The sequence below is a fragment of the Collinsella aerofaciens ATCC 25986 genome (genome assembly GCF_964237925.1).
In the GTDB taxonomy this organism is placed as follows: Bacteria; Actinomycetota; Coriobacteriia; order Coriobacteriales; family Coriobacteriaceae; genus Collinsella; species Collinsella aerofaciens_BJ.
Window position 1 is genome coordinate 17,689 of record NZ_CAXSKI010000014.1, and the last position, 24,160, is coordinate 41,848.

At 60.0% G+C, this 24,160-nt stretch carries 31 protein-coding genes; 3 read left to right on the plus strand and 28 right to left on the minus strand.

Features of this window, described 5'->3' with window-relative positions; translation table 11 throughout:
* Positions 1-169: 169 nt before the first annotated feature.
* The 23 genes from ACESWY_RS07425 to yqeB all read right to left on the minus strand — a co-directional run bounded on the left by ACESWY_RS07425 (position 170) and on the right by yqeB (position 14,742).
* A complete protein-coding gene (locus tag ACESWY_RS07425) occupies positions 170-607 on the minus strand; it encodes an arginine repressor (RefSeq protein WP_006235280.1) in 438 nt (145 codons plus the stop codon).
* Positions 608-739: 132 nt separating this feature from the next.
* Positions 740-1,738, minus strand: a complete 999-nt coding sequence (locus tag ACESWY_RS07430) for a glycosyltransferase family 2 protein (protein WP_373093853.1) — start codon at positions 1,736-1,738, stop codon at positions 740-742.
* 203 nt (positions 1,739-1,941) lie between these two features.
* Positions 1,942-2,766 carry a tRNA pseudouridine(38-40) synthase TruA gene (gene truA, locus ACESWY_RS07435; RefSeq protein WP_055287449.1) on the minus strand — a complete coding sequence of 275 codons (825 nt, stop codon included), beginning with the start codon at positions 2,764-2,766 and terminating at the stop codon, positions 1,942-1,944.
* Between the two features lie 92 nt (positions 2,767-2,858).
* A complete protein-coding gene (gene rplQ, locus ACESWY_RS07440) occupies positions 2,859-3,326 on the minus strand; it encodes a 50S ribosomal protein L17 (protein WP_225093815.1) in 468 nt (155 codons plus the stop codon).
* 30 nt (positions 3,327-3,356) lie between these two features.
* Positions 3,357-4,298, minus strand: coding sequence for a DNA-directed RNA polymerase subunit alpha (locus ACESWY_RS07445; protein ID WP_006235276.1), 942 nt, complete (start codon positions 4,296-4,298; stop codon positions 3,357-3,359).
* 32 nt (positions 4,299-4,330) lie between these two features.
* A complete protein-coding gene (gene rpsD, locus ACESWY_RS07450) occupies positions 4,331-4,927 on the minus strand; it encodes a 30S ribosomal protein S4 (protein WP_006235275.1) in 597 nt (198 codons plus the stop codon).
* A 19-nt stretch (positions 4,928-4,946) separates the two neighbouring features.
* Positions 4,947-5,351, minus strand: coding sequence for a 30S ribosomal protein S11 (gene rpsK, locus ACESWY_RS07455; RefSeq protein WP_006235274.1), 405 nt, complete (start codon positions 5,349-5,351; stop codon positions 4,947-4,949).
* Positions 5,352-5,365: 14 nt separating this feature from the next.
* Positions 5,366-5,740, minus strand: a complete 375-nt coding sequence (rpsM, locus tag ACESWY_RS07460; RefSeq protein WP_022094275.1) for a 30S ribosomal protein S13 — start codon at positions 5,738-5,740, stop codon at positions 5,366-5,368.
* Between the two features lie 14 nt (positions 5,741-5,754).
* A complete protein-coding gene (gene rpmJ, locus ACESWY_RS07465; RefSeq protein ID WP_006363204.1) occupies positions 5,755-5,868 on the minus strand; it encodes a 50S ribosomal protein L36 in 114 nt (37 codons plus the stop codon).
* Between the two features lie 150 nt (positions 5,869-6,018).
* Positions 6,019-6,237, minus strand: coding sequence for a translation initiation factor IF-1 (gene infA, locus ACESWY_RS07470; RefSeq protein WP_035137443.1), 219 nt, complete (start codon positions 6,235-6,237; stop codon positions 6,019-6,021).
* 104 nt (positions 6,238-6,341) lie between these two features.
* Complete coding sequence (gene map, locus ACESWY_RS07475) at positions 6,342-7,130, minus strand: type I methionyl aminopeptidase (protein WP_006235270.1); 789 nt, start codon at positions 7,128-7,130, stop codon at positions 6,342-6,344.
* Entirely contained in the window at positions 7,127-7,753 is a 627-nt protein-coding gene (locus ACESWY_RS07480; RefSeq protein ID WP_006235269.1) for an adenylate kinase, read from the minus strand. The genes map and ACESWY_RS07480 overlap by 4 nt, the downstream gene beginning before the upstream one ends.
* An 18-nt stretch (positions 7,754-7,771) precedes the next feature.
* On the minus strand, positions 7,772-9,058 hold the full coding sequence (gene secY / locus ACESWY_RS07485; protein ID WP_368138426.1) for a preprotein translocase subunit SecY: 1,287 nt from the start codon (positions 9,056-9,058) through the stop codon (positions 7,772-7,774).
* Positions 9,052-9,501 (minus strand): 50S ribosomal protein L15, encoded by a 450-nt coding sequence (gene rplO, locus ACESWY_RS07490; RefSeq protein ID WP_006235267.1) that lies wholly within the window; start codon positions 9,499-9,501, stop codon positions 9,052-9,054. The genes secY and rplO overlap by 7 nt, the downstream gene beginning before the upstream one ends.
* Positions 9,502-9,504: 3 nt before the next feature.
* The gene (rpmD, locus tag ACESWY_RS07495; protein ID WP_006235266.1) at positions 9,505-9,687 is read right to left on the minus strand and encodes a 50S ribosomal protein L30; all 183 of its coding nucleotides are present in this window, start codon (positions 9,685-9,687) and stop codon (positions 9,505-9,507) included.
* 2 nt (positions 9,688-9,689) lie between these two features.
* Positions 9,690-10,214 (minus strand): 30S ribosomal protein S5, encoded by a 525-nt coding sequence (gene rpsE, locus ACESWY_RS07500; protein ID WP_006235265.1) that lies wholly within the window; start codon positions 10,212-10,214, stop codon positions 9,690-9,692.
* A 14-nt stretch (positions 10,215-10,228) separates the two neighbouring features.
* Positions 10,229-10,597 (minus strand): 50S ribosomal protein L18, encoded by a 369-nt coding sequence (gene rplR, locus ACESWY_RS07505; protein WP_006235264.1) that lies wholly within the window; start codon positions 10,595-10,597, stop codon positions 10,229-10,231.
* A gap of 75 nt (positions 10,598-10,672) precedes the next feature.
* Complete coding sequence (rplF, locus tag ACESWY_RS07510; protein WP_006235263.1) at positions 10,673-11,209, minus strand: 50S ribosomal protein L6; 537 nt, start codon at positions 11,207-11,209, stop codon at positions 10,673-10,675.
* Between the two features lie 33 nt (positions 11,210-11,242).
* The gene (gene rpsH / locus ACESWY_RS07515) at positions 11,243-11,641 is read right to left on the minus strand and encodes a 30S ribosomal protein S8 (protein WP_006235262.1); all 399 of its coding nucleotides are present in this window, start codon (positions 11,639-11,641) and stop codon (positions 11,243-11,245) included.
* A 119-nt stretch (positions 11,642-11,760) separates the two neighbouring features.
* On the minus strand, positions 11,761-11,946 hold the full coding sequence (locus tag ACESWY_RS07520; protein ID WP_022094280.1) for a type Z 30S ribosomal protein S14: 186 nt from the start codon (positions 11,944-11,946) through the stop codon (positions 11,761-11,763).
* Positions 11,947-12,025: 79 nt separating this feature from the next.
* On the minus strand, positions 12,026-12,583 hold the full coding sequence (gene rplE, locus ACESWY_RS07525) for a 50S ribosomal protein L5 (protein ID WP_006235260.1): 558 nt from the start codon (positions 12,581-12,583) through the stop codon (positions 12,026-12,028).
* A gap of 311 nt (positions 12,584-12,894) precedes the next feature.
* Complete coding sequence (locus ACESWY_RS07530) at positions 12,895-13,938, minus strand: XdhC family protein (RefSeq protein WP_373093842.1); 1,044 nt, start codon at positions 13,936-13,938, stop codon at positions 12,895-12,897.
* A 9-nt stretch (positions 13,939-13,947) separates the two neighbouring features.
* Complete coding sequence (gene yqeB, locus ACESWY_RS07535) at positions 13,948-14,742, minus strand: selenium-dependent molybdenum cofactor biosynthesis protein YqeB (protein ID WP_373093840.1); 795 nt, start codon at positions 14,740-14,742, stop codon at positions 13,948-13,950.
* 102 nt (positions 14,743-14,844) lie between these two features.
* On the opposite strand from yqeB, the gene yqeC reads away from it, so the two are divergent.
* Entirely contained in the window at positions 14,845-15,579 is a 735-nt protein-coding gene (gene yqeC / locus ACESWY_RS07540; protein ID WP_373093838.1) for a selenium cofactor biosynthesis protein YqeC, read from the plus strand.
* Between the two features lie 109 nt (positions 15,580-15,688).
* Here the strand turns inward: yqeC and hydA are convergent, their stop codons facing one another.
* The 5 genes from hydA to dpaL form a co-directional block, all read right to left on the minus strand.
* Complete coding sequence (hydA, locus tag ACESWY_RS07545) at positions 15,689-17,056, minus strand: dihydropyrimidinase (RefSeq protein WP_373093836.1); 1,368 nt, start codon at positions 17,054-17,056, stop codon at positions 15,689-15,691.
* Between the two features lie 9 nt (positions 17,057-17,065).
* Positions 17,066-17,680, minus strand: a complete 615-nt coding sequence (locus tag ACESWY_RS07550) for a nucleotidyltransferase family protein (RefSeq protein WP_368136619.1) — start codon at positions 17,678-17,680, stop codon at positions 17,066-17,068.
* Between the two features lie 149 nt (positions 17,681-17,829).
* Complete coding sequence (gene ygeW / locus ACESWY_RS07555) at positions 17,830-19,032, minus strand: knotted carbamoyltransferase YgeW (RefSeq protein ID WP_055287465.1); 1,203 nt, start codon at positions 19,030-19,032, stop codon at positions 17,830-17,832.
* Positions 19,033-19,236: 204 nt separating this feature from the next.
* Positions 19,237-20,622, minus strand: a complete 1,386-nt coding sequence (locus tag ACESWY_RS07560; protein WP_373093833.1) for a YgeY family selenium metabolism-linked hydrolase — start codon at positions 20,620-20,622, stop codon at positions 19,237-19,239.
* A gap of 74 nt (positions 20,623-20,696) precedes the next feature.
* Positions 20,697-21,911 (minus strand): diaminopropionate ammonia-lyase, encoded by a 1,215-nt coding sequence (gene dpaL, locus ACESWY_RS07565; RefSeq protein WP_138339638.1) that lies wholly within the window; start codon positions 21,909-21,911, stop codon positions 20,697-20,699.
* A 277-nt stretch (positions 21,912-22,188) separates the two neighbouring features.
* Here dpaL and ACESWY_RS07570 point away from each other — a divergent pair, with 277 nt between their 5' ends.
* Together ACESWY_RS07570 and ACESWY_RS07575 are read left to right on the plus strand one after the other, a co-directional pair.
* Positions 22,189-22,842 carry a helix-turn-helix transcriptional regulator gene (locus ACESWY_RS07570; protein WP_089573552.1) on the plus strand — a complete coding sequence of 218 codons (654 nt, stop codon included), beginning with the start codon at positions 22,189-22,191 and terminating at the stop codon, positions 22,840-22,842.
* A gap of 123 nt (positions 22,843-22,965) precedes the next feature.
* Entirely contained in the window at positions 22,966-23,952 is a 987-nt protein-coding gene (locus tag ACESWY_RS07575; RefSeq protein ID WP_373093831.1) for a hypothetical protein, read from the plus strand.
* Positions 23,953-24,160: the final 208 nt, after the last annotated feature.

Here is a 24,160-nt window from a genome sequence, read left to right on the forward strand (position 1 = left end):
AACAAGGCCCCCGAGCAGCTTATTAAAGTGCTCGGGGGCCTTTTAGTTTAAAGCGACCTGGTGGACGGCCTTTATACCGGCAAACAATATAGGGGGTACCGACCAACGTCGATACCCCCTTACAAGCCACCATGTCACGCACACAGTGCCGAGCGCACGACCCGCACGCCTACTTGCGAGAATTGCTCAGCTTATTGATCAGCGCCTCGAGACGCTCGCCGTCCTCGGCCGTCTGGGCAATAACCAAAATCGTATCGTTGCCGGCAAGCGAGCCAAGCACATCGGGCAACTCTGCCGCATCAACGGCGGCGGCGATGCCGGAAGCCGTACCAGGCTGAGCCTTGATCATAACCAGATTATCGGTGCGCAGAACGCCCGTTACGAGCTCGGAAACCATACGCTGCAGGTGCAGGTCCTCTGCCAGAACATAGATACCCTCGGGGAGCTTACGCAGCCCCATATCGGCAATATCGCGAGAGACAGTCGCCTGCGTGCAATCAAAGCCCATAGCGCGGAGCTCATCGACCAGCACGCGCTGCGTGCGGACGTCCTTATTGCGCACAATATCTCTAATGGCATCCTGGCGCCCATTGCGTTTTTTAGCCATACAAACCCTCTCTCCAAAAGATGGCGGAGACAATCAATCAGTGACTGAATAGTTTAACGCTATTTGAAGGCTTTTGTGTATAAGAACGCATTTCGAAACAATTCTATGCAAATTTGTTTCGAAATGAGCCGTTTAGGCGGTTTTTGCGCCCGTCCGGTTAAGAAAAGCTGCCAGATGCGTACACATCACGCAGCGCGCGGGCTTGGCGCTGGCGATCGGCCCAAACAACAAACCGAGTCCCCGATGGTTATCCTTGAGCGCGGCGACCATCTGACGGGTTCGAGGCGCATCGAGCATATCACGCATGCGGGCGGAACGCTCGATTGACGACACCCCATGCGGGCTCAGACACAAATTCTCGATGCAGGCGACCAGTCCGGCAAAGTAGAACTTTTGGCTTGCCAGCTTGAGCCGACCACCGCTGTCTGCTTCCGAGAGTGAGTCCGCAAGCTCGTCGAGCGCTCGAGTGTCATCGGATACCTTGGCATACATGGTGGGATCAAAGGCATCTGTAAGTTTAGGTGCCGCCGTGTGGAAACAAGCATCGCCGCAGCCGGACACGCATCGTGTCTGCGAAAGCGCGCATGCCATAAACCCAACTGTGCGAAACACCTTGTCGCACAAAAGGCATGCCTCAAACAGCGAGCGGCTGTACATCACACCAGAGGTCTGAACGACTAGGCCGCCTAAAATCAACTGAGGCAGCCCGGCCACCATCGAAGATTTGCTATCAATGGAAATATGAGCAGCATCCAAGACGCGCGAATGGCGCTCTCGATGTGCATCATAGCGGTCGAGCGACACCGTGGGGAGCACTATGTCTGCCGTAGAATCGCACGCGATATTGACCATCTTGGAAAGGGACTGCGGAGCAAACCACTCATCGGCGTTCATAGCGATGATTTGAGAGCCGCGCGAGGCAGCAAAACCGGCACGAAGACAAGCGCCGCGCTTCGCGTCCTCGACGTCAATCAAATCAATATGAATGTCCCTGTCGGCAGCAACTTGAAGCGAATGGCGCACACCGGGCGCAGCATCGCGACAGACAACGACAATCTGCAAATCGTAGAGGTCTTGGTTCTGGATACTCTCGAGCGCACGCATCGCATAGCTGAGCGAACCTTCTACCACAAGGATCACCGAAAGTCGCGGATGCGAGCCACGTCGAACCAAGTTATCCGTCCTCTCGACAGCAGTGAATCAAACTGTCGTTCATGGTACACCCCGGCAATAAAAGCAATGAGACACCGGTTGTATTGCACGCCAAGAACAGATGTTGCACACGCGCAGCCCACAGATGACAGGTGCCGACGCACGACGCGCCGAGCCCTCCCCTAGTCGAGCACGACAAGCTCGGCGGGATCGTAATCCACGCCCATAAACGTAAGGCCGCAGGCAGGAGCCGTGGGGCCCGCAGCGGTACGGTCGCAAGCATCGATGACCTCGCGCATCCACTCGGGTTCACGGCGATGCATGCCAATCGCGACAAGCGTGCCAACGATCGTACGGACCATCGAATGCAGAAACGCATTGCCCTCGATGGTAAACGTCAGGATGTCCTCGCCAAACGCAACCTCATGGCCAAACTCGGCGCGCATTACGCAGCGGTGCGTAGGTTTGCCCACGGCAGAAGCAACCTTGCAAAAGCTTTTAAAGTCCTGCTCGCCCAGCAGCGCGGGGCAGGCAGCAGACATAGCCTCAACATCCAAGGGATAGCGATGCCACCACACCGCACCGCGGGACAGCACGGGGCGCGCATCTCGATCGGCAATACGGTACGTATACGTACGGGAACGCGCGTCAAAACGTGCAGAAAAGCCTTTACGGGCCTTGTAGACCTCGTTGATGGCGATATCTTTGGGCAGCAGGGCATCCATAGCCCGCAGCCACCTACGGCGCGTTAGGGCGAGCTCAGCGTCCGTTACGGGCACGCTGATGTACTGAGCCACGGCATGCACGCCGGCATCGGTGCGACCCGCGCACGTCAGATCGATCGGACGGCGAAGCAGCGTCTCGATGGCTCGACGCAGCTCACCCGCAACCGTCGTCTGTCCCGGCTGCTCGGCAAAGCCGCTATAGGACGAGCCATCGTATGCCACGCGGAAAACGAGCGTGGCATCGAGCTCTGGAATCGAATTGAAATCAGACGGCGCGGTCATGGGCGCTCCCAACAAACAGGCAATGGCATTTCGACAAAAAAAGAGGGGTACGCGAACGTACCCCTCGAATATAGCCTATGCAGACGGATTGTCTACTCAGCGGTCTCCTCAGCAGGAGCCTCCTCGGCAGCCTCGACCTTCTTGGGAGCAGCGGCCTTCTTGGGGGCCGGAGCAGCCTTCTTGGCCTTAGGCGTGCAAGGCTCGGTGACGAGCTCCATGATAACGATGGGAGCGTTGTCGCCCTTGCGGTGCCCGAGCTTCATGATGCGGGTATAACCGCCGTTGCGATCCTGCCACATACCCTGGGCAGCCTTGTCGAAGATCTCGGCAACGAGCTGCTTATCGCCGAGCTTGGCGATAGCCAGACGACGAGAGTGCAGGTCGCCCTTCTTGGCCCAAGTGATGATCGGATCGACGACCGAACGCAGCGCCTTAGCGCGGGTCTCGGTGGTCTTGATGCGGTCGTTCTCGAAGAGGGCCTTAGCAAGGCTCTTCTTCATGGCCTTGGTGTGGCTCGCATCGGTGCCGAGCTTCAGGCCCTTCTTAACGTTGTGACGCATGGTCTAGTTTCTCCTCAAATATGCGAAGCATTAAGCCTTCAGGCTCAGGCCCATGGACTCAAGCTTGTCCTTCACTTCCTCGATCGACTTAACACCGAAGTTACGGATGTTGAGCAGATCGTTCTCCGAGAACTCAACGAGCTGACGGACCGAGTGAATGCTGGCGCGCTTAAGGCAGTTGTAGGAACGGACGGAAAGGTCCAGATCCTCGATCTGCTTGTCCAGCTCGGCGTTGTCGTTGGTGACCTCGGGAGCGAAGATCGAAGCCTCCTCCTCGACCTCGGGGGTCTCGGCAAGGTTCATAAAGGCGGCCATATGCTGGTTGATGATATTGGCAGCCTGGACCACGGCGTCGCGCGGGGCGATGGAGCCGTTGGTCTCGATCTCGAGGACAAGGCGGTCGTAGTCGGTGTGCTGACCGACACGGCAAGCCTCAACGAGCTTGGCGCAACGGGAAACCGGCGAGTACAGCGAGTCGACGTGGATCACACCGATGGGATCGTTGTCGCGCTTGTTGGCCTCGCCAGAAACATAGCCGCGGCCATAGCCGATGCGCATGCTCATGGTGAGATGGCCACCCTCGGTGAGCGTAGCAATGTGCTGCTCGGGGTTGACCAGCTCAAACTCGGACGGAATAAAGAAGTCCGCACCGGTGACCTCGCAGGGGCCGTCAACCGAGATGGTGGCGGTCGCCTCGTCGGTCGTGCCGAGAGCCCTGAAGACAAGACCCTTGACATTCAGGACGATGTCGGTGACATCCTCGACCATGTTAGGGATGGTCATGAACTCGTGCTGCGCACCATCGATCTGAATAGCCTCGACGGCGGCACCCTCGAGCGAGGACAGAAGAACGCGACGAAGGGAGTTACCCAGCGTATCGCCGTAACCACGCTCGAGCGGCTCGACGGAGACACGAGCAGACGTCTCGTTGATCTCTTCGACCTGAACCTGAGGCCTAATGAATTCTGACATGTATTACCTCCAGCCTCAGCAGCCCGGATGGACTACTTAGAGTAGAGCTCGACGATGAGCTGCTCGTTGATATCACCGCTGATCTGCTCACGCGTCGGCAGAGCGAGCACGTTACCAGACAGCTTCTCGATATCGACCTCGAGCCAGCCAGGGACCTCAAAGCGCTCGGAGGAAATCAGGGCCTCCTTGATGGGGAGGAGGTCACGGAACTTCTCGCCGACAGCGACGACGTCGCCGGCCTTGACGCGGTAGGACGGGATGTCCACGCGCTTGCCGTTCACGGTGAAGTGACCGTGACGGACGGACTGACGAGCCTCTTTGCGGGTGCGGGCGAAGCCAAGACGGAAGACGACGTTGTCGAGGCGAGACTCAAGAATGATCATGAGGTTCTCACCGGTGACGCCGTTCATCTTACGGGCCTTGTTGAAGTAGCCGTGGAACTGCTTCTCCAGAACGCCATAGATGAACTTGACCTTCTGCTTCTCGCGCAGCTGCATGCCGTACTCAGATTCCTTGCGACGGCGCTTGGGCTGACGGATAGATTCCTTCTTGCTGCTGTAACCGAGCTCAGCGGGATCGATCCCGAGCTGACGGCAGCGCTTAAGAACAGGAGTCCTGTCGATTGCCATATTGATACGATCCTTTCAGTTACACGCGGCGACGCTTCTTGGGGCGGCAGCCGTTGTGCGGAATGGGGGTCTTGTCCTGGATGCTCGAGACCTCGAGGCCAGCAGCCTGGAGGGAGCGGATGGCGGTCTCACGACCGGAGCCGGGGCCCTTGACGAAGACGGAAACCTTCTTCATACCGTGCTCCATGGCCTGCTTGGCAGCAGCCTCGGCAGCCATCTGGGCAGCGAACGGCGTGGACTTACGGGAGCCCTTGAAGCCCACCTGGCCAGCCGACTTCCAGGAAATGACGTTGCCCTGGGGATCGGTGATCGAAACGATCGTGTTGTTGAACGTAGAACGAATGTGAGCCTGGCCCACGGAAATGTTCTTACGGTCCGCGCGCTTCAGACGGGCAGCGCGAACGTTCTTCTTAGCAGTAGCCATCTATCTAGCGCTCCTTATTTCTTCTTCTTAGCACCGATCTGACGCTTCGGGCCCTTGCGGGTACGAGCGTTAGTGTGGGTGCGCTGGCCGCGGACCGGGAGGCCCTTGCGGTGACGAAGGCCGCGGTTGCAGCCGATGTCCATAAGGCGCTTGACGTTCTGGTTGCGCTCACGGCGGAGGTCGCCCTCAACCATGATCTGGTTCTTATCGATATAATCGCGGATGGCGTTAACCTCATCCTCGGTGAGGTCCTTAACGCGCGTATCCACGTTAACGTTGCACTCGACGCAAATCTTCGTCGCAGTGGTGCGGCCGATGCCGTAAATGTAGGTCAGACCGATCTCAACGCGCTTCTCACGCGGGAGGTCGACACCATTAATACGGGCCAACGTAGTCTCCTCTCTTAACCCTGACGCTGCTTATGACGGGGGTTCTCGCAAATGACGAGGACCTTGCCATGGCGCCTAATGATTTTGCACTTATCGCACATCTTCTTGACCGAAGGACGTACCTTCATCGTTCTTCCTTTCGGTAGCGCTCAAACTACTTCCCTACTATCTACTCGCCCAGCCGCAGGCGTTTAAAACTATGGCTGGTCTTCACACACAATCCGACCGTAGGTTGAGCTAAGCCTGCAGTCGGAAATGGAGTGCGTGTATGCGTGCCGCTATTTGTAGCGATAGGTGATGCGGCCGCGGGTCAGGTCGTACGGGGAAAGCTCCACGACAACCCTGTCACCGGGGAGAATACGGATGTAATTCATTCGGATCTTGCCAGAAATGTTGCACAGAACCGAATGACCGTTCTCGAGCTCGACCTTAAACATGGCGTTGGGCAACGGTTCCTTTACCGTACCCTCGAGCTCAATTGCGTCTTCCTTCTTCACAAGCAATCATCTTTCTCTAGAAAACGACAGCGATTGAGTATTCTACAACACGTATGCACGCATCGTAATAACTTCGTAATGGCTCCACAACTAAATGGAACTTGTTACATTTCTCCGCCTTGGAGGGAGCACCAAGCACCTTGGGCATCCGTGGTGAGAATCACCGGACCGTCATTGGTAATGGCGACGGTGTTCTCGTAGTGCGCGGCGGGCAGGTGATCGTTGGTCGTAACAATCCAACCGTCGGAGCCCGTGCTCACATGGTTGGAACCCATCGTAACCATCGGCTCGATAGCAATGACCATGCCGGCCTGGAGGCGAACGCCCCTCCCCTTCTTTCCATAGTTAGGAACGTTGGGGTCCTCGTGCATCACGCGGCCAATGCCATGGCCTACATAATCACGAAGCACACCGTAACCGTGAGACTCGGCGAGGGACTGAACGGCATAACCGACGTCCCCGATATGGTTACCGGGAACAGCCTGCTCGATGGCAGCCTTAAGGCAATCGCGCGTGACCTCGCACAAAGCCTTGGCTTCGGGCGTGGGGGTGCCGACGAAAAACGTCCAAGCATTATCGCCGACCCAACCGTCGACAACGGCTCCCGTATCGATGGAGATGATATCGCCATCGCGCAGGATCATGTCGGGGTTGGGAATACCGTGGACCACGGCATCGTTGATCGATGCGCAAATGGTCCCCGGGAACCCGCCGTAACCCTTAAAGGCCGGGGTGCCGCCATGCATGCGGATAATCTGCTCCGCGAGCTGATCGAGCTCAAAGGTGGAAACGCCGGGGCGCACCATGGCTCCAACGTGGCGGAGCGCCATCTTAGATAGCGCTCCTGCCTTCTTCATCTGCTCGATTTGCGTTGCAGACTTAATCTTGATCATAGACCGAGAGCCTCTTTGACATCCCCGTACACGGTCTCGCGAGCCTGGTCACCGTTGACCGACTTGAGCAGACCCTGGCCACGATAGTAGTCGACGAGCGGGCTCGTGGACTTCTCGTAGACGTCGAGACGGTTCTTGATGGTCTCGGGCTTGTCGTCGTCGCGCTGATACATCTCGCCGCCACACTTGGGGCAGGTAGCATCGGCAGCGGTGCCGGTGTAACCGCAGGCGCGGCAGGTGCGACGCGAAGACAGACGATCGATAATGACCTCGGGGGCCACATCGACCAGAAGGGCGCAGTCGATCTCGCGACCCATGGCGGAGAGCTCGGAATCGAGCGTCACGGCCTGGGCGGTGTTGCGCGGGAAGCCGTCGAGGATGAAGCCCTGCTGGGCGTCATCGGCGGCAAGGCGCTCCTTGACAAGGTCGATCACGAGCTGATCGGGAACGAGCTCGCCAGCGTCCATGTACTTCTTAGCCTGAATACCAAGCTCGGTGCCACCCTTGACGGCAGCACGCAGCAGGTCGCCCGTGGAAATGTGAGCGACGCCAAACTCGGCGACGAGCTCCTGTGCGACGGTACCCTTACCGGCACCCGGAGCTCCGAGCAATACGAGGTTCATGAGCAATCCTCCTCTAGCCTATTTAAAGAATCCATCGTAATCATACATCTTGATCTGGCCTTCGAGCTTATCGACCGTGTCGAGCACGACGCCGACCATGATGAGGATGGACGTGCCGCCAAATGCCTGGATCAGATGGTTACCCGTGAAGGAGAAGATGATCGAAGGCACGATGGCGATGAGCGCCAAAAAGACAGCGCTGGGAAGCGTGATCTTGTTGAGCGCGTTCTTGATGTAGGCCGCGGTAGCCCTACCCGGACGCACGCCCGGAATAAAGCCGCCCTGCTTCTTAAGGTTATCGGCCGTGTCATCGGGGTTGAACACCATGGAGGTGTAGAAGTACGCGAAGAACACGATGAGGACAACGTTAAGCACCCAGTTGAGCCAGCCGCGCGAAAGCGCAGAGGCAACTGCCTGAATCCAGCCGATGCCGGGGAAGAACACGGCAATCTGAGCCGGGAAGTACAGCAGCGCCGAAGCGAAGATGATTGGCACGACACCCGCGGTGTTGACCTTGATGGGCAGGTAGGTGGTCTGACCACCCATCATACGACGGCCCACGACGCGCTTAGCGTAGGAGACCGGGATGCGGCGCTGGCCGCGCTCAAGGAAAACAATCAGCGGGATAACCAGCAGGATGATGGCGCAGATGATCACCATGGTGATGATGCCACCGGCATTGCCCTCGGTGCTGGAGAAGATAGCCTGCGGCAGACCGGCCATGATGTTCGCAAAGATGATCAGCGACATGCCATTGCCGATACCGCGCTGGGTGATGAGCTCACCAATCCACATGATCAGCATGGCGCCCGCAGTGAGCGTGCCGACGATCATGAGGTCGAAGATGATCTCGGGAGCGCCGGCGCCATTGAAGCTGATGCCGAAGCTCTTAAAGAGGAAGAGGTAACCCACGGAGTTGAGGATTGCCAGAGCAAGGGTGAGGTAACGCGAATACTGCGTAATCTTGGTCTGACCGACCTCGCCCTCGCGGGCAAGCTCATGCAGGGAAGGCACAACGGCCTGGAGCATCTGGAGGATGATCGAGCTGGTGATGTAAGGCATGATGCCCAGCGAAAACACCGACACATAGCTCAACGCGCCGCCAGAGAAAAGATTCAGGAGGGCCATAGCACCTGCGGCGACCGAATTGTTATCGGTCGAGAAAAGGCCCAGCATCCCCTGGAAGGGAATGCCGGGCACAGGAACGTGCGCACCAATGCGGTACACGACGAGCATAGCTATGGTAAAAAGAATCTTTTCGCGCAATTCTTTGATGCGGAAAGCATTCTTAAGACCATTTAGCACGGCAGCTCGACCTTTCCGCCGGCGGCCTCGATCTTGGCCTGCGCAGAAGCGCTGACCTTGTCGACCTTGACCGTGAACTTCTTGGTGAGCTCACCATTGCCGAGCACCTTGACGGGCTCGAACTCGCTCTTGGTGATGCGAGCGGCCTTAAGAGCGGCACCGTCGATCACAGCGCCGTCCTCGAACTTACGCTCGAGACGCTCAACGTTAACAGCGGTGTACTCGATACGACGGGGGTTACGGAAGCCCGGAAGCTTGGGCAGGCGCATAGCCAGCGGAGTCTGGCCACCCTCGAAGCCGGCACCCTTGGTGCCGCCAGAGCGGGAACCCTGGCCCTTCTGACCGCGGCCAGAAGTGGTGCCGTGACCCGAAGAATTGCCACGGCCGACGCGCTTGCGGTTCTTGGTGGAACCGGGCGCGGGAGTAAGATCGTGAAGCTGCATTTGCTACTCCTCTACAATCTCGACAAGGTGCTTGACCTTGAAGATCATGCCGCGGACGGACTCGTTGTCAGCAATCTCGCGAACCTCGCGGATCCTGTGGAGACCGAGGGCACGGACAGTACGGACCTGGTCCTGCTTGCAACCGTTGGTGCTGCGGACCTGCTTGATCTTGATGGTGTCAGCCATGCTTAGTTCTCCTTACCGACGAACATCTCGGAGACCGTCAGGCCACGGCGAGCCGCGACGTCCTCAGGGCTGGAGAGCTCCTTGAGGCCCTCGACGGCAGCCTTGATGATGTTGAGGCCGTTGTCGGTACCGAGGGACTTGGACAGGACGTTCTTGATGCCAGCAAGCTCAAAGAGGGGACGCACAGCGCCGCCGGCGATAACGCCGGTACCCTCGACAGCGGGCTTGATGATGATGCGGCCGGCACCAAAGTGGCCGAGAACCTCGTGCGGGATGGTGCCCTGCTCGGTCACCGGCACGTGGAACATGTTCTTCTTGGCATCGAGAGATGCCTTGGAGATGGCCATGGGCACCTCAGCGGACTTGCCCATGCCAACGCCGACGTTGCCCTTGCCGTCGCCAACGACGACGAGAGCGACGAGGCTCATGCGACGACCACCCTTGACGGTCTTCGACACGCGGTTGATGTAAACGACGCGCTCCTCGAACTCGGAGGCCTCGCGCTGCTGCTTCTGATTACGAGCCATGTGCTACATACCTCCTAGAACTCGAGACCGGCGGCACGAGCACCGTCGGCGAGGGCCTTGACGCGGCCATGGTAGATACGGCCACCGCGATCGAAGGCGACCTTGGTGATGCCGGCCTCGATGGCGCGCTTGCCAACGAGCTGACCGACCTTCTCCGCAGCCTCCTTGTTCGAGGTGTGGGTGCCCTTGAACTCGGCCTCGAGGGTCGAGGCAGAGACGAGCGTCAGGCTGGAGCCCTTGCTGTCGTCGATGATCTGGGCATAGATGTTGGCGTTAGTACGGGTCACGCGAAGACGCGGACGCTCGGAGGTACCCGAGACCTTGCCGCGAACACGACGCTGACGACGCTTGAGGCCTTCCAGCTTCGCCTTATGCTTGTTCATACGTAAACTCCTAAAAAGGTTGATCTTGCCAGCACCTGACGGGGTGCTGGTCTTATGCGAGTGAGTCGGTTACGACTACTTGGCGGCCTTACCCAGCTTGCGGCGGATGTGCTCGCCAACGTAGTGGATACCCTTGCCCTTGTAAGGCTCGGGAGGACGATGGCCGCGGATCTCAGCGGCGATCTGACCGACCTGCTGCTTGTTGATACCCTTGACGTTCACGTGGGTGTTGTCGGGAACCTCGAAGGTGATGCCCTCGGGAGCCTCGACGATCACGGGGTGCGAGAAGCCCAGGGAGAACTCGAGGTTCTTGCCCTTCTGCTGCACGCGGTAACCGACGCCGGCGAGCTCGAGCTTCTTCTCGAAGCCCTCGGAAACGCCAACAACCATGTTGTGGATGAGGGCGCGGGTGAGGCCGTGGCGGGCACGGGTCTCACGCTCGTCGTCGGGACGGGAAACGGTGAGGACATTGTCCTCGACGTTGATAGCGAGCTTCTCAAAGACATCGAGCTCGAGCTGGCCCTTGGGGCCCTTGACGACAACGTTGTTGCCGTTGACTGCCACTTCGACTCCGGCGGGAATCTGGACAGGCTTATTACCGATACGAGACACGGTGATCTCCTTTCCTTCTACCTACCGAGCGAATTACCAGACGTAAGCGATGATCTCGCCGCCGACGTTGTGCTTGCGAGCATCGCGGTCGGTCATGACGCCATGGCTGGTGGAAATAATGGCGGTACCAAGGCCACCGCGGACGCGGGGCATGTCGGCAACGCCGGTGTACTTACGCAGGCCCGGCTTGGAAATGCGGCGGATGCCGTTGATGACCTTAGCCTTCTTGGGACCATACTTAAGCGTGATGTGCAGAGTCTTCTGGGGAACGGTGTCCTCGACATCGTAGCCCTCGATGTAGCCCTCCTCGTGCAGAACACGAGCGATCTCGACGAGCTTCTTGCTGCTCGGCATGGAGACCGTGGCCTTGTTCACAGAGTTAGCGTTACGGATGCGCGTAAGCATATCTGCGATCGGGTCTGTAAGGTTCATACAGATTCTCCTTCGTTCTTGATGAACACGTGCTCTTGGTTCTTCACCGCCCTTAACGGCAAAGCCTTTTTAGCGCGTTTTCCCTGTTCCAAACGGATGCTTGAAACGCTGGTAGTGACTTACCAGCTGGCCTTCTTAACGCCGGGAAGCTCGCCCTTGAGTGCAAGCTCACGGAAGCAGACACGGCACAGGCCGAACTTGCGGTACACAGAGTGCGGACGGCCGCAGCGCTGGCAGCGCGTGTACTCACGAGTAGAGAACTTCTGCTTGCGATTGCACTTGACGATCATCGATGTCTTAGCCACTTATATCCTCCTCACATAGAGTATTGTTCGCCCCAAGCGCCGCCCCCTTGTGGGAACGGCGCTTATAGGGCAGGTGAACCTATTTCTTGAACGGGAAACCGAAGGCGTCCAGAAGGGCCTTGGCCTCCTCATCGGTGTTGGCGGTGGTCACGAAAGTGATGTCCATACCACGCTGGTGATCGACGGAGTCGAAGTCGATCTCGGGGAAGATGAGCTGCTCGGTGACGCCCATGGAGAAGTTACCACGGCCGTCGAAGCTCTTGGCGGAAATGCCGCGGAAGTCGCGGATACGGGGGATCGCGACGGAGGTCAGACGATCGAAGAACTCCCACATACGGTCGCCACGCAGGGTAACCTTGCAGCCGATCGGCATACCAGCGCGCAGGCGGAAGGTAGCGATGGACTTACGGGCACGGGTGATCATCGGCTGCTGTCCGGTGATGGCGCGCAGGTCGCGCACGGCACCGTCGATGGCCTTGGAATCGGTAGCGGCCTCGCCGACACCCATGTTCACGACGATCTTCTCAAACTTGGGGATCATCATGACGTTCTCGTACTGGAACTTGTCCTGAAGCTGCTGCTTGACCTCGTTGTTGTACTTGGTCTTCAGACGCGGCACATACTTCTCTTCTGCCATTGTTCACTCCTTCTTGGGGTTTTAAGCACGGGGCGTGGCCACGATGGGTTGTCCTCGTACCTCCTGGCTGCATCCGCGCCGCTCATGGCATTTTGCGGTTTGGACTCGACGCAGCAGGAGCCGACAAAACAATCGGTACTATACGCGCATCGTGAGCGTATTTCCAGAAAAACCTCGTCTGCCTGCACAACTCCACAACTCCCCCGCACAAATGGGTCCCAAGAAGCAGTTGCGGTGAAATAGGGACTGTTTGGCGGCCTAACAGGCTTAAACAGTCCGTATTTCACCGCAACTTATTGGTGGGGATGCGATTAGCGCTTGCGGGGGACGAGTTTGGTGCGGCGCAGGTGGATCATCTCGGCGGCGATGGAGATGGCGATCTCCTCGGGGTCCTCGGCCTCGATGGCAACGCCGATCGGAAGGTGCAGCTCGTCGATCTGGTCCTGTGTAAAGCCTTCCTGCTCCAGGCGGGCACGCACAAAGGCCGTCTTGCGACGCGAACCCAGACAGCCCAGGTAGGCAGGCTTGGCACGCATGGCCTGAATCACCACGTCGATATCGGACTTGTGGCCTGCTGTGGCCACGACCACCAAGTCGCGCGGGCCGATGGGGCACTGCTTGCTCAGGTTCTTGTAGTCGACCAGACGACGGTCGTAGACACCGGGCACCCAATCGGGGGTCAGCGTGCCGAGACGGTCGTCGCACGTCACGACGGCAAAGCCCGCCGCCGTGAGCACCCGCGCCGTCGCGGCGCCCACGTGGCCGCAGCCAAAGATGTAGGTCAGGCCCTCGGGGCAGAGCGTCTCGATGTGCGCCGCGGGAATCTCAGAGGCCGCGTTGGTGTAGGTGACCTTACTCCCCTCCTCCACCAGCGAAAGCTCGGGGCAGCCGGCAATGGTATGGCGCGATGCCTCGCCATGGTACTCGACCACATCGCCCTCCAGGGCCTGAATGACAAACGGTTCAAAGTCGATGACGAAGTCGCCGATACGTCGATACGTCAAGACGTCGGCAATTTCCTGGAACAACTGTGCCTGGATCGCATCCAGATGCAGATAGCACAGGCAGATGGCTCCGCCGCAGATCATACCGGTATCGGAGTTCTCGCCGCCCATGGTGTAGCGGACCAGACGCGATTGCCCCGCGGCCAGCAGCTCTCGCGCCTCGTCCAGCGCAAAAAGCTCGATCTTGCCGCCGCCGATGGTGCCCGCCTGGCTACCGTCGGCAAAGACGGCCATCCAGGCGCCCACGCCGCGCGGCGACGACCCCGCCGTGCCGGCCACGACCACGAGCTCGCACGTCTCGCCAGCACGCAGGGCGACAAGCGCCGCATTCACAACATCGAGCTTTTCCATTGCCGCCTTCTATCCTCTAAAGATATCGGTGAGCATAGCGAGTGCCTCGAGCACGCCGCCGCCGACCGACGTCGCCTTGTCCGAAATGTAGTTGATATAGCTGGCATCGCCGCGCGGATCGACATCGGCGCATTTAAAGCCCTCAGTCACCTGCACGCCGTTCGCCAAAAGCCCGCGCAGACAGCCATCGATCTGCGTGCACATGGGCGAATCGCCCGCATACCCGATCACATCGCCGGCACTCACGATGTCGCCGATCGCATGGTCGGACCTAAACACGCCGGCGGCGGGGCTGTGGATAACACGCTCTTTGCCATATCCGGCGATGACGCCCGGCACGCCCGTGTTGGGCTGGGGCGAACCTTGGGTAATGACACGGCCCAGGAAATGCCCACGCATGGTTTCGATCACGGCGTCGCAGTCAACCGGCGCGGTGAAGCCCGGCCCCACGGCGATGACGGCAGGAGCCATGTCGCGCGTGGTACCCAGATTGCGCTTGGCCAGAATTGCGTCGACCACAGCCGCGGGCTTCAGTTCGTCGAGCATCTGTGCCTGGGGGTCCACCACCACGGCGACATCCCCCGCCTCGGTAATCTCAAGCGCCTCGGCCGACGTCTGCGCCAGGCGAGCGCGAATGCCCTCGACCTGGACCTCGCCCAGGCGAATGGCCTCGCAAAAACTGATTGTGCGACGGATGCACGTGGGAACCGCGATATCGGCCATGACAACTGACACGCCGGCGCGCACCAAGCGAGCGGCGACGCCCGTGGCGATATCGCCGGCGCCGCGAACATAAACGAGCATTCCCGGGGCACCTCCCTGTGCTACGGTTTGAGCAGAGCAAAAGCGGTTCGACCGCTACTCTGATGATTATTTATTATCACAGTATTATACGGCGGTGAACAGATGGAAACGGTTAGCGGCAATCTTGCCTCGGCGCTCAGGATCGAGCCGGGCATTACCGCGATTATCGGCAGCGGCGGCAAGTCGACCTTGCTAAAGACGCTCGGCCTTGAGCTTATGCGCGCTGGCGACCGCGTGCTCCTCTGCACCACCACGCATATGTTCCCCGTCGCCGGCGTGCCATGGGACGGGTCGGGCCGTCGTCTGGACGCCGCGCCTTGGAAGCCGGGGGCCCTGCATGTTCCCGGCTGCACCTGCGAGGCATGCGCTGGCATGAGCCGCGGAAGTATCTGCCAGGCGGGTATTTTGGACCCGGAGACGGGCAAGCTCTCCTCCCCTGCCGAGCCGCTCGACCAGCTGGCGCAGCGCTTTGACTACGTCCTGGCCGAAGCGGACGGCAGTAAGCGGCTCCCGCTCAAGGCGCATGCCGCCTGGGAGCCGGTGATTCCCTCTGGCACGGCAAACGTTGTCTGGGTCGTCGGCGCCTCGGGACTGGGCAAACCCGTCGCCGAGGTTGTCCACCGCCCCGAGCTCTTCTGCGAGCGCTGCGGCTGCGAGCCCGCCGACGCTGCCACCCCAGAGCACGTCGCCATGGTGCTCAATGCCGAGCTGCGGATGCTGAACCTCAACAATGCCCGCATCATGCTCAACCAAGCCGACACGCTCAACGACCCAACGATGGCAGATCGCTTCGAGGCAGCCCTCGGCCGCCCCGTCGTCGCCAGCAGCCTCAAGTAGCCGGCCCCATCTCCTCAGTTGCGGTGAAATACGGACTGTTTGGCCGCCCGACGGCCGCAAACAGTCCGTATTTCACCGCAACTGAGGAGGGGACACGGCATCTTTGCTGCTAGCGAGGGACGTAGCGACCGGGTTGGGCTCCGGTGGGCTCGCCATCGCGCGCCACCAGCACGCCGTTCACAAACACAGCCTTGGCGCGACCATGCGCCTCAAAGCCCTCGAGCGGCGTGTAGTCCACGGCCTGATGCTGCGTCGCCGCGCTAATGGTCCAGCGCGCCTTTGGATCCCACACGCACACGTCGGCATCGGCACCCTCGGCAAGACAGCCCTTGCGCGGATACATGCCAAAAACGCGCGCCGGGTTCTCGCTCATCAAGCGGCACAGATCCTCGGGGCCCAGCTGGCCCTCAAAGCTCGTGGCAATCGCGACGGGACGATGTTCCACGCCGGGCCCGCCGTTGGGAATCGCGCGGAAATCGTCGCGCCCGCGGTCCTTTTGCCCGTGCAGGTTAAAGCTGCAATGATCGGTCGCAATCGTATCGATCTCGCCGGCCACAAGCGCCTCGCGTAGCGCGGCACGGTCACCGGCATGGCGCAGCGGCGGGCTCATCACGTACTTGGCGCCCGCAAAGCCGTCCTCGCCCTGCTCCAAGTAGCAAGTATCGTCGAGCATCAGATACTGAGGGCAGGTCTCGACATAGATGTTCTTCTGCCCGCGCGCTTTGGCAGCGCGAATGGCCTCGAGCCCCAGCTTGGTCGAAAGGTGCACCACGTTGACTGGGGCGTCCCCGGCTAAGTGCGCCAGATACAGCAGACGACTCACGGCCTCGGCCTCGCACACGTCCGGACGGCTGAGTGCATGCCCCTCGGGCCCATGAATCCCCTGCTCGTACACGCGCTTCTGCAGCTCATTCACCAGCGTGCCGTTCTCGCAATGCACGCACAGTATGCCGCCAATACGCTTGAGCTCCTCCAGCACCTCGAGCGTCTCGGCATCGTCCAAGCGAAGGTGGTCATAGGCAAAGTAGGTCTTGAACGACGACACGCCCGCCTCGCGCATGGCCGAAAGATCGGCGCGGTTGCGCTCATTCCACTCGGCGAGTGCCATATGAAAAGCGTAGTTGGCCGTGCAGGTTCCGTCGGCGCGGCGATGCCACTCGGCCAAGGCATCGGGCATGGTCACGCCGCGATCGGCCGTCGCGTAGTCCACAATGGTCGTCGTGCCGCCGCAGGCAGCCGCGCGCGTGCCGGTCTCAAAGCTATCGGCTGTCCAATCCATGCCAGTCCAGCACTGCATGTGCGTGTGGCCGTCGATAAAGCCGGGAAACACCCAGCAGCCCGCGGCGTCCTCGACGGTATCGTCGGCGCCCGGCTCAATCGCTGCGGCGATCCGCACGATCTTATCGCCCTCCATGGCAAGATCGGCGCGGCGAAGCCCCTGGGGCGTCACGAGCGCGCCGTTTTTGATGATGATCATAATTGCTCCTTATTGATTGATGCAGTTGGCCACGTGATCAAAATACGAGCAGGCGGCAATATGCTCCGTTATGCGTCGCTGTCCCTTGACGGTATCGACGTCCCACAGCTCGTAGGCACGCGCTTCGACCAGCGCAACGTCGACGCGACCTTTGAGAATCGAGCCCCCGCCGTCTTTGCCCTCAAGACACATAAGTGCATCGAACAGTTCCGCCGGAAAGAGCACCGGGCTCGAAGGCTCACCGTTGCACGCAAGACGCACCGGATGTTTGCGGCCACGCTCGTCAAATGCACGAACCATAGCCTCAAAAGAATCCGAACTCACGAGCGGCTGGTCGCCCGGCAAAAAGAGGCAACCTTTCCAGTTGCGTTCGACTCCCCACGAAAGGCCCGCACGGACGCTTTCGCTGCGCAGCTCGCCATCGTGCAGCACGCACGGGCAATGCTTGTCCTCGCAAATCTGAGCGACCTCGGGCCAACGCGTCGAAACCACGACGTCAAAGCCCCGGGGAACCGAATCGATGGTCCGGGCAATCAGCGGCTCGCCATAGATATCGGCAAGCATCTTGTTAGAGCCAAACCGCTTGCCCTCGCCCGAAGCCATAATGACGCATCCAAGTTTCATGGTGATACCTCCCCTGAAACCATCGTACCCATAACTCGCGCCGCGGGCATCTACATCGAAAGCGCTTATCCCGCACGCCCGCGATGCAAAAAGGGGCACCCCGCCGGTTGGCAGAGCGCCCCCTTTACATGGCTTACCTCAACCCGGCTTTAGGCCTGGAGCCAACGGGCGGTGTTGCGCTCGTCGAGGGCCTTGAGGGTAGCGGCGGGATCGGCAACCTTTTGCAGGAACATCATGGCTGCGATGGCGTACGGCTTGTAGCTGGCCTCCTTGTACATGCCCACGCGGTGCATGTCGAAGACGTCGGCGTTGACCTCGCCGTGCTCGCAGGAGACACCGGAGATGTCGGCGGGCAGCGGGTGCATAAAGATGGTGTCCTGGCCGTTGGCAGTCTTCTCCATGAGCTCGGTCGTGGAGCACCAATCCTGATGGGTGGCGTTCTGGGCGAGCAGCTCCTTCTCGAGCGCAGCGATGCCGGCGTCGTCGCCCTCGGCGTACAGATTGGTACGCTTCTCCATGGCGGCAAACGGAGCCCAGCTCTTGGGGATCACGATGTCGGCGCCCTCGAAGGCCTCGGCCATGGTGTTGACCTGCTTAAAGGTGGTGCCGGACTCGGCGGCATAGCCCTTGGCGCGCTCGACGACCTCGGGCATGAGGTCGTAGCCCTCGGGGTGGGCCAGGGTGACGTCCATGCCAAAGCGGGGCAGCAGGCTGATCAGCGACTGCGGGCAGGACAGCGGCTTGCCGTAAGAGGGCGAATAGGCCCAGGTGACGGCAACCTTCTTGCCCTTGAGGTTCTCAAGGCCGCCAAACTCGTTGATGAGGTAGAGCATGTCGGCAGAGGACTGCGTGGGGTGATCGGAGTCGGACTGCAGGGAAATGAGCGTGGGACGGTGATCCAGAACGCCGTCCTCGTAAGCCTGCTGGACAGACTCGGAGACCTCGGCCATGTAGGCGTCGCCCTTGCCGATGTACATGTCGTCGCGGATGCCGATGACGTCGGCCATGAAGGAGATCATGGTAGCGGTCTCGCGGACGGTCTCGCCGTGAGCGATCTGGGACTTCTTCTCGTCCAGGTCCTGCAGCTCAAGGCCGAGCAGGTTGGCGGCCTTAGAGAAGGAGAAGCGCGTACGGGTGGAGTTGTCGCGGAACAGGGAGACGGCCAGGCCCGAATCGAAGATCTTGGACGAAACGTTGTTCTCACGCAGCTCGCGCAGTGCGTCGGCGACGATGTAGAGAGCCTTAAGCTCATCGGTGGTCTTGTCCCAGGTGTGCAGGAAGTCGCTGCCGTACATACCCTTAAAATCGAGGCCGTTCAGCTGCTCGACGAGCTCGGTAAACTTAGCGTCCATGGAAATGTCCTTTCTAAAGATGAAACGATCGCAATGAGTTAATGCGCTCCGGCATGCGCGTGTGGCTAGAACATGCAGAGCACCATGACGAGGACCCGCTACCGTTGAGGAAGCATGGGAGATAACGACCGCGGGCCCCAAGTCAACAGGGGGGGGTGCCGGGGACACGAGCGGCCCCCGGCTCAACAAAATCGAGGAATGGGACTAATCGATCTTGTTGTTGGTCAGACCGGCGCGGAACACGGTGGCGTCGCCATCGGCCTGGCTCGGATCGTAGAGGTTCAGGGCAGCTACATACATGGCGGCAGCGGTGACCAGGTCGTCCTTGTAGGTGACCTCGTTGGGAGCGTGAGCCTGAGACTCGGCACCCGGGCCAAAGCCCACGCAGGGGATGCCGTAGCGGCCCTGGATGGAGACGCAGTTCGTGGAGAAGGTCCACTTGTCGCACAGCGGACGACCGGTGCGCTTGTCCATGCTGGGCTCGCAGCCGATGCGCTCGTCACCAAACATGGCCTTGTGGGCGTCGACGAGGGCCTTGACGTGCGGAGCGGTCTCCTTGTTGATCCACGTGGGGAAGTAAGCCTCGGTCTCGTAGACCTCGCCGGTCCAGGACGGACGGTCGTACATGTACATGGAGACCTTCACGTCGTCACCGTACTTCTTGGCTGCCGGCAGGTTGCGGATCTCGTCCAGGCAGGACTCCCAGGTCTCACCGGCGGTCATACGACGGTCGATGGAGATGGCGCAGGAGTCGGCCACGGCGCAGCGGCTGGGGCTGGTGTAGAAGATCTGGCTGACGGTGCAGGTGCCGCGGCCCAGGAAGCGGGCATCCTCGAAGTGCTCGAGATTGTACTTGGGGTCGAGCATCTTGACGAGACCCTTGATGTCGGTCGACTCGTCGCAGCCGTTGTTGTTGAGGGCGCGGACGTCGGCGATGATGTCGGCCATCTTGTAGATGGCGTTGTCGCCGCGGTCGGGAGCGGAGCCGTGGCAGGAGGTACCGTGAACGTCGACGCGGATCTCCATGCGGCCGCGGTGACCGCGATAGATGCCGCCGTCGGTGGGCTCGGTGGAAATGACGAACTCGGGCTTAATGCCATCCTTGTTGTAGATGTACTGCCAGCACATGCCGTCGCAGTCCTCTTCCTGGACGGTGCCGACGACCATGATCTTGTAGCCCTCGGGGATGAGGCCCATGTCCTTCATCATCTTGGCAGCGTAGGTAGCAGAAGCCATGCCGCCCTCCTGGTCGGAGCCGCCGCGGCCGTAGATGATCTCGTCGGTCTCGTAGCCCTCATAGGGATCGGCATCCCAGTTCTCGATGTTGCCGATGCCGACGGTGTCGATGTGGGAGTCGATGGCGATGATCTTGTCGCCCTCGCCCATAAAGCCCATGACGTTGCCCAGGCCATCGACCTTGACCTCGTCATAGCCAAGGTTCTCCATCTCGGCCTTGATGCAGGCGACAACCTCACCCTCCTCGCAAGACTCAGAGGGATGGGAGATCATAGCGCGCAGGAAGCGAGTCATATCAGCACGATGGGACTCAGCAGCAGCCTTGATAGCGTCGAAATCGAGTTCTTTAGCCATTGTTCATAACCTTTCAAACGAAGGAATCTACCTGTGAGGTGGCGGAGCGATACCTATTTACTCCGCCCCAACGATTAGCAAGTGGGATATTCGCCTTCCCAAACAATGCGGCGATACTGGTCGGGATCGGTGTCGCCCTCGGTGGAGAAGCAGAGCACGGAGCTCGTCTTGTCCAGGCCGATGAGTTCCTTGAGCTCGGCGTACTCGGGATCGAGCATGAGGGTCTCGACCAGGCCGGTGGTCACAGCGCCGGACTCGCCGGAGATGACGCGCGGGTCGCCCTTCTCGGGAGCGCCCAGGGTGCGCATGCCGCGAGCGGTGACCCAGTCGGGGCAGGACACGAAGGCGGTGACGTGGTTGCGCAGGATATCCCAGCCCAGAATGTTGGGCTCGCCGCAGCACAGACCGGCCATGATGGAGGGCATGTCGCCGTCCACGATGCGCGGATCGCCGTCGCCGGCGGCAGCGCCCTTGTACAGGCAGGCGGCAGGCGCGCACTCAGCCACGACGAAGGTGGGCGGGTTATCGGGATACAGGTTGGTGAAGTAGCCCACCACGGCGCCGGCGAGCGAACCCACGCCAGCCTGGACAAACACGTGCGTCGGGCGGTTGATGGCCATCTCGCGCAGCTGCTCGGCAGCCTCGGAAGCCATGGTGCCGTAACCCTCCATGATCCAGGACGGGATCTTCTCGTAGCCCTCCCAGGCGGTGTCCTGAACGATGACGCCGCGCTCGCAGGCGTCGGCCTCGGCAGCGGCCATGCGCACGCACTCGTCGTAGTTGACCTCTTCGATGGTCACCGTTGCGCCCTCGGCGGCGATGTTATCGAAGCGGGGCTTAGTGGAACCCTTGGGCATGTGAACGACGGCCTTCTGGCCCAGCTTGTTGGCAGCCCATGCCACGCCGCGGCCATGGTTGCCGTCGGTGGCGGTAAAGAAGGTGGCCTGGCCAAAGTCCTCGGCCAGCTGATCGGAGGTCAGGTAATCGAAGGTGCAGTCGGCAACGTCCTTGCCGGTCTCATCGGCAATATAGTTGGCCATGGCAAACGAGCCGCCCAGGACCTTAAAGGCGTTGAGGCCAAAGCGATAGCTCTCGTCCTTAACGCACAGGTTGGACAGGCCCAGGCGCGCAGCCTGACCGTCCAGACGGGCAAGCGGAGTGACGGTATATTGAGGGAACGACTGGTGGAAGGCACGGGCCTTCTTCACGTGGTCGAGGCTCATGATTCCCAAGTGCTTGTCATCGCTCTTGGGCATCGTGTTGCCCGCCCACTGGATCTTATCGGCCATACGGTGAACTCCTTAAGTCCTCTCTTGCCGGCCCCCGCATACGCGTTTCAGCCCGATCCCATTCACACGACTGAACTTTTATGTGGATGCCAAACAAAAAGTTTGTTAGTAATGTTCTATCACACTTTTTGATTGGTATATCTAACGAATTGTTTGTTGCCGTAATCGGTACTTTTTCGCCGCCGAACGGTCATGAATTGCCTTGTTGATGGATTTGTTTGCGGTCATGTGTGGTTTATGGCACAGTGAGCCCAAACTAATTTTTAGGAAGGTACCCATGACCCCCGCACAGATTGAGTTTTACAAGCGCCTCGCACACGGTCTGGCGCTCCAATTTGGCCCCAACTGCGAAGTCGTCGTCCACGATCTGGAGACCGAGGACGTGGACCACTCCATCGTAGTGATCGAAAACGGCCACGTCAGCGGGCGCAAACTGGGTGACGGCCCCAGCCATATCGTGTTTGAGTCCATGCACGAAGGCGCCACCGACGTACACGACCGCGAGCCGTACCTCACTAAAACCACCGACGGTAAGCTGCTCAAATCGTCGACGATCTTTATCCGCAACGATGAGGGCAAACCCGTCGGCATTTTGGGCATCAACTTTGACATTACGCTTATGAAGGCTTTTGAGCGTTCGCTCGACGCCTTTACCGGCACCGGCGGCACGGGCTATACCGAGCCCGAGCCCATTACCAAGAACATCGGCGACCTGCTCGAGGACCTGCTGCACGAGTGCGAGCAGTTTGTGGGCAAGCCCGCGGCACTCATGACCAAAGACGAGCGCATTCGTGCCATTGGCTACCTCGACCGTCGCGGCGCCTTCCTCATTTCCAAGTCGAGCGAGCGCGCCTGCGAGTTCTTTGGCATCTCCAAGTACAGCTTCTATAGCTACCTCAATGAGGCCAAGGCGGCGGCCGGCGACAAGTAGGCACTCGCCTGGATTGCCCCTCCCCTTTTGGGTGCGAGTTCTGGAAAGCACGAATCCAAGACCGGGCCGCTTGGGAAGTTCCATATAATCGATGTCATTAGTATTTCGAAAGGATGGAACAGAATGGCGTTGAGCAAGGCATCATGCACCGGTCGCGGATTGATTCCGGCAATTGGTGGACATGTGCACCGCATGTTCGATGAGGGTGAAGACGACCTGTTTTCGCTAAGCCTTGACGACGTGATGGATGATCGCCCGTGGACCGCCGACGAACTCATGGGCGGCGGGGCTCGCCCGTCAAGCCCCGATCCCACACTTGCGCCTAAGCCCGCATCTGCGCCGACTCCTGCGCAGTCGCCCGTTTCGACGCCCGCGCCTACGCCCGCACCCACTTCGGCGTCCACGCCCGCTCCCCGCCCCGCAAGCGACCCGTCCGAGACGGCGGCATTTCTCGCTGCAGCGACGCAGGGCAAATCGGCCGACAGCACCGTTATGTACAGCGCCCAGCAGTTGCCTGTTCCTGCGGCACGCAAGCCTCCGGTCGCAAGGCTCGATGAGCCCGTTGCCCATCAGGTTGCCTACGATTCCTGGGCTGCAGCCGATCTGGATGAGACCTCTACCGGCATGCCGGCGCTCGACGTTCCAGTTAATCCGCTTTTTGCCGCCAACACGAGCGCCGCGGACTATGAGGGCGGTGCGGCATATTCCGATTATTCCGATGGCTATGCTGGCACCAGTCGCATCGAGACCGAGGATTATGGCACCGCACCGAGCGATTATCTCAACGATCCGTACGCTGCCACGCGTGCACCGGAATATGACCCGGAGGCCGCGTCCGCACCGGCGTACACCAAAAGCACGGGCGAAGAACGCTTCGCCGATTATTACGCCGAGGAAAAGGCACTGCGTCTCTCGGAATTTCCGCAGGCAGTCAAGATTGCCTTTCTCGCCATTGTCATTGCCCTGTTCGGCGTCATTGCGTTTGAGGGATTCCAGCTGTTCCGCGGCCCCACCCAAGCGGAGTCGGAGACCCAGCAAAAAGAGGACGATAACCAGTACCTGGACATCAACACCCTCAAGGGCGACCCCAACGACGGAGACGATGAGTAGCGGGAGCTGAAGGCGGCCGCAGGATCCCGCATCCAGCGCCGGCTTCTAAGTGCTGTTTTGTCATCCAGCCACACTTTTCCGAAGTTTTAAGGTGCCTATTTCGACACTTTTCCGTACTTTTACACGGCTGATTTCGACACTTTTCCGGATGAAAGCCGAATAATCACTTGGGAAACCAACGCCATCCGCGCGTCATTTCGCGGATGGC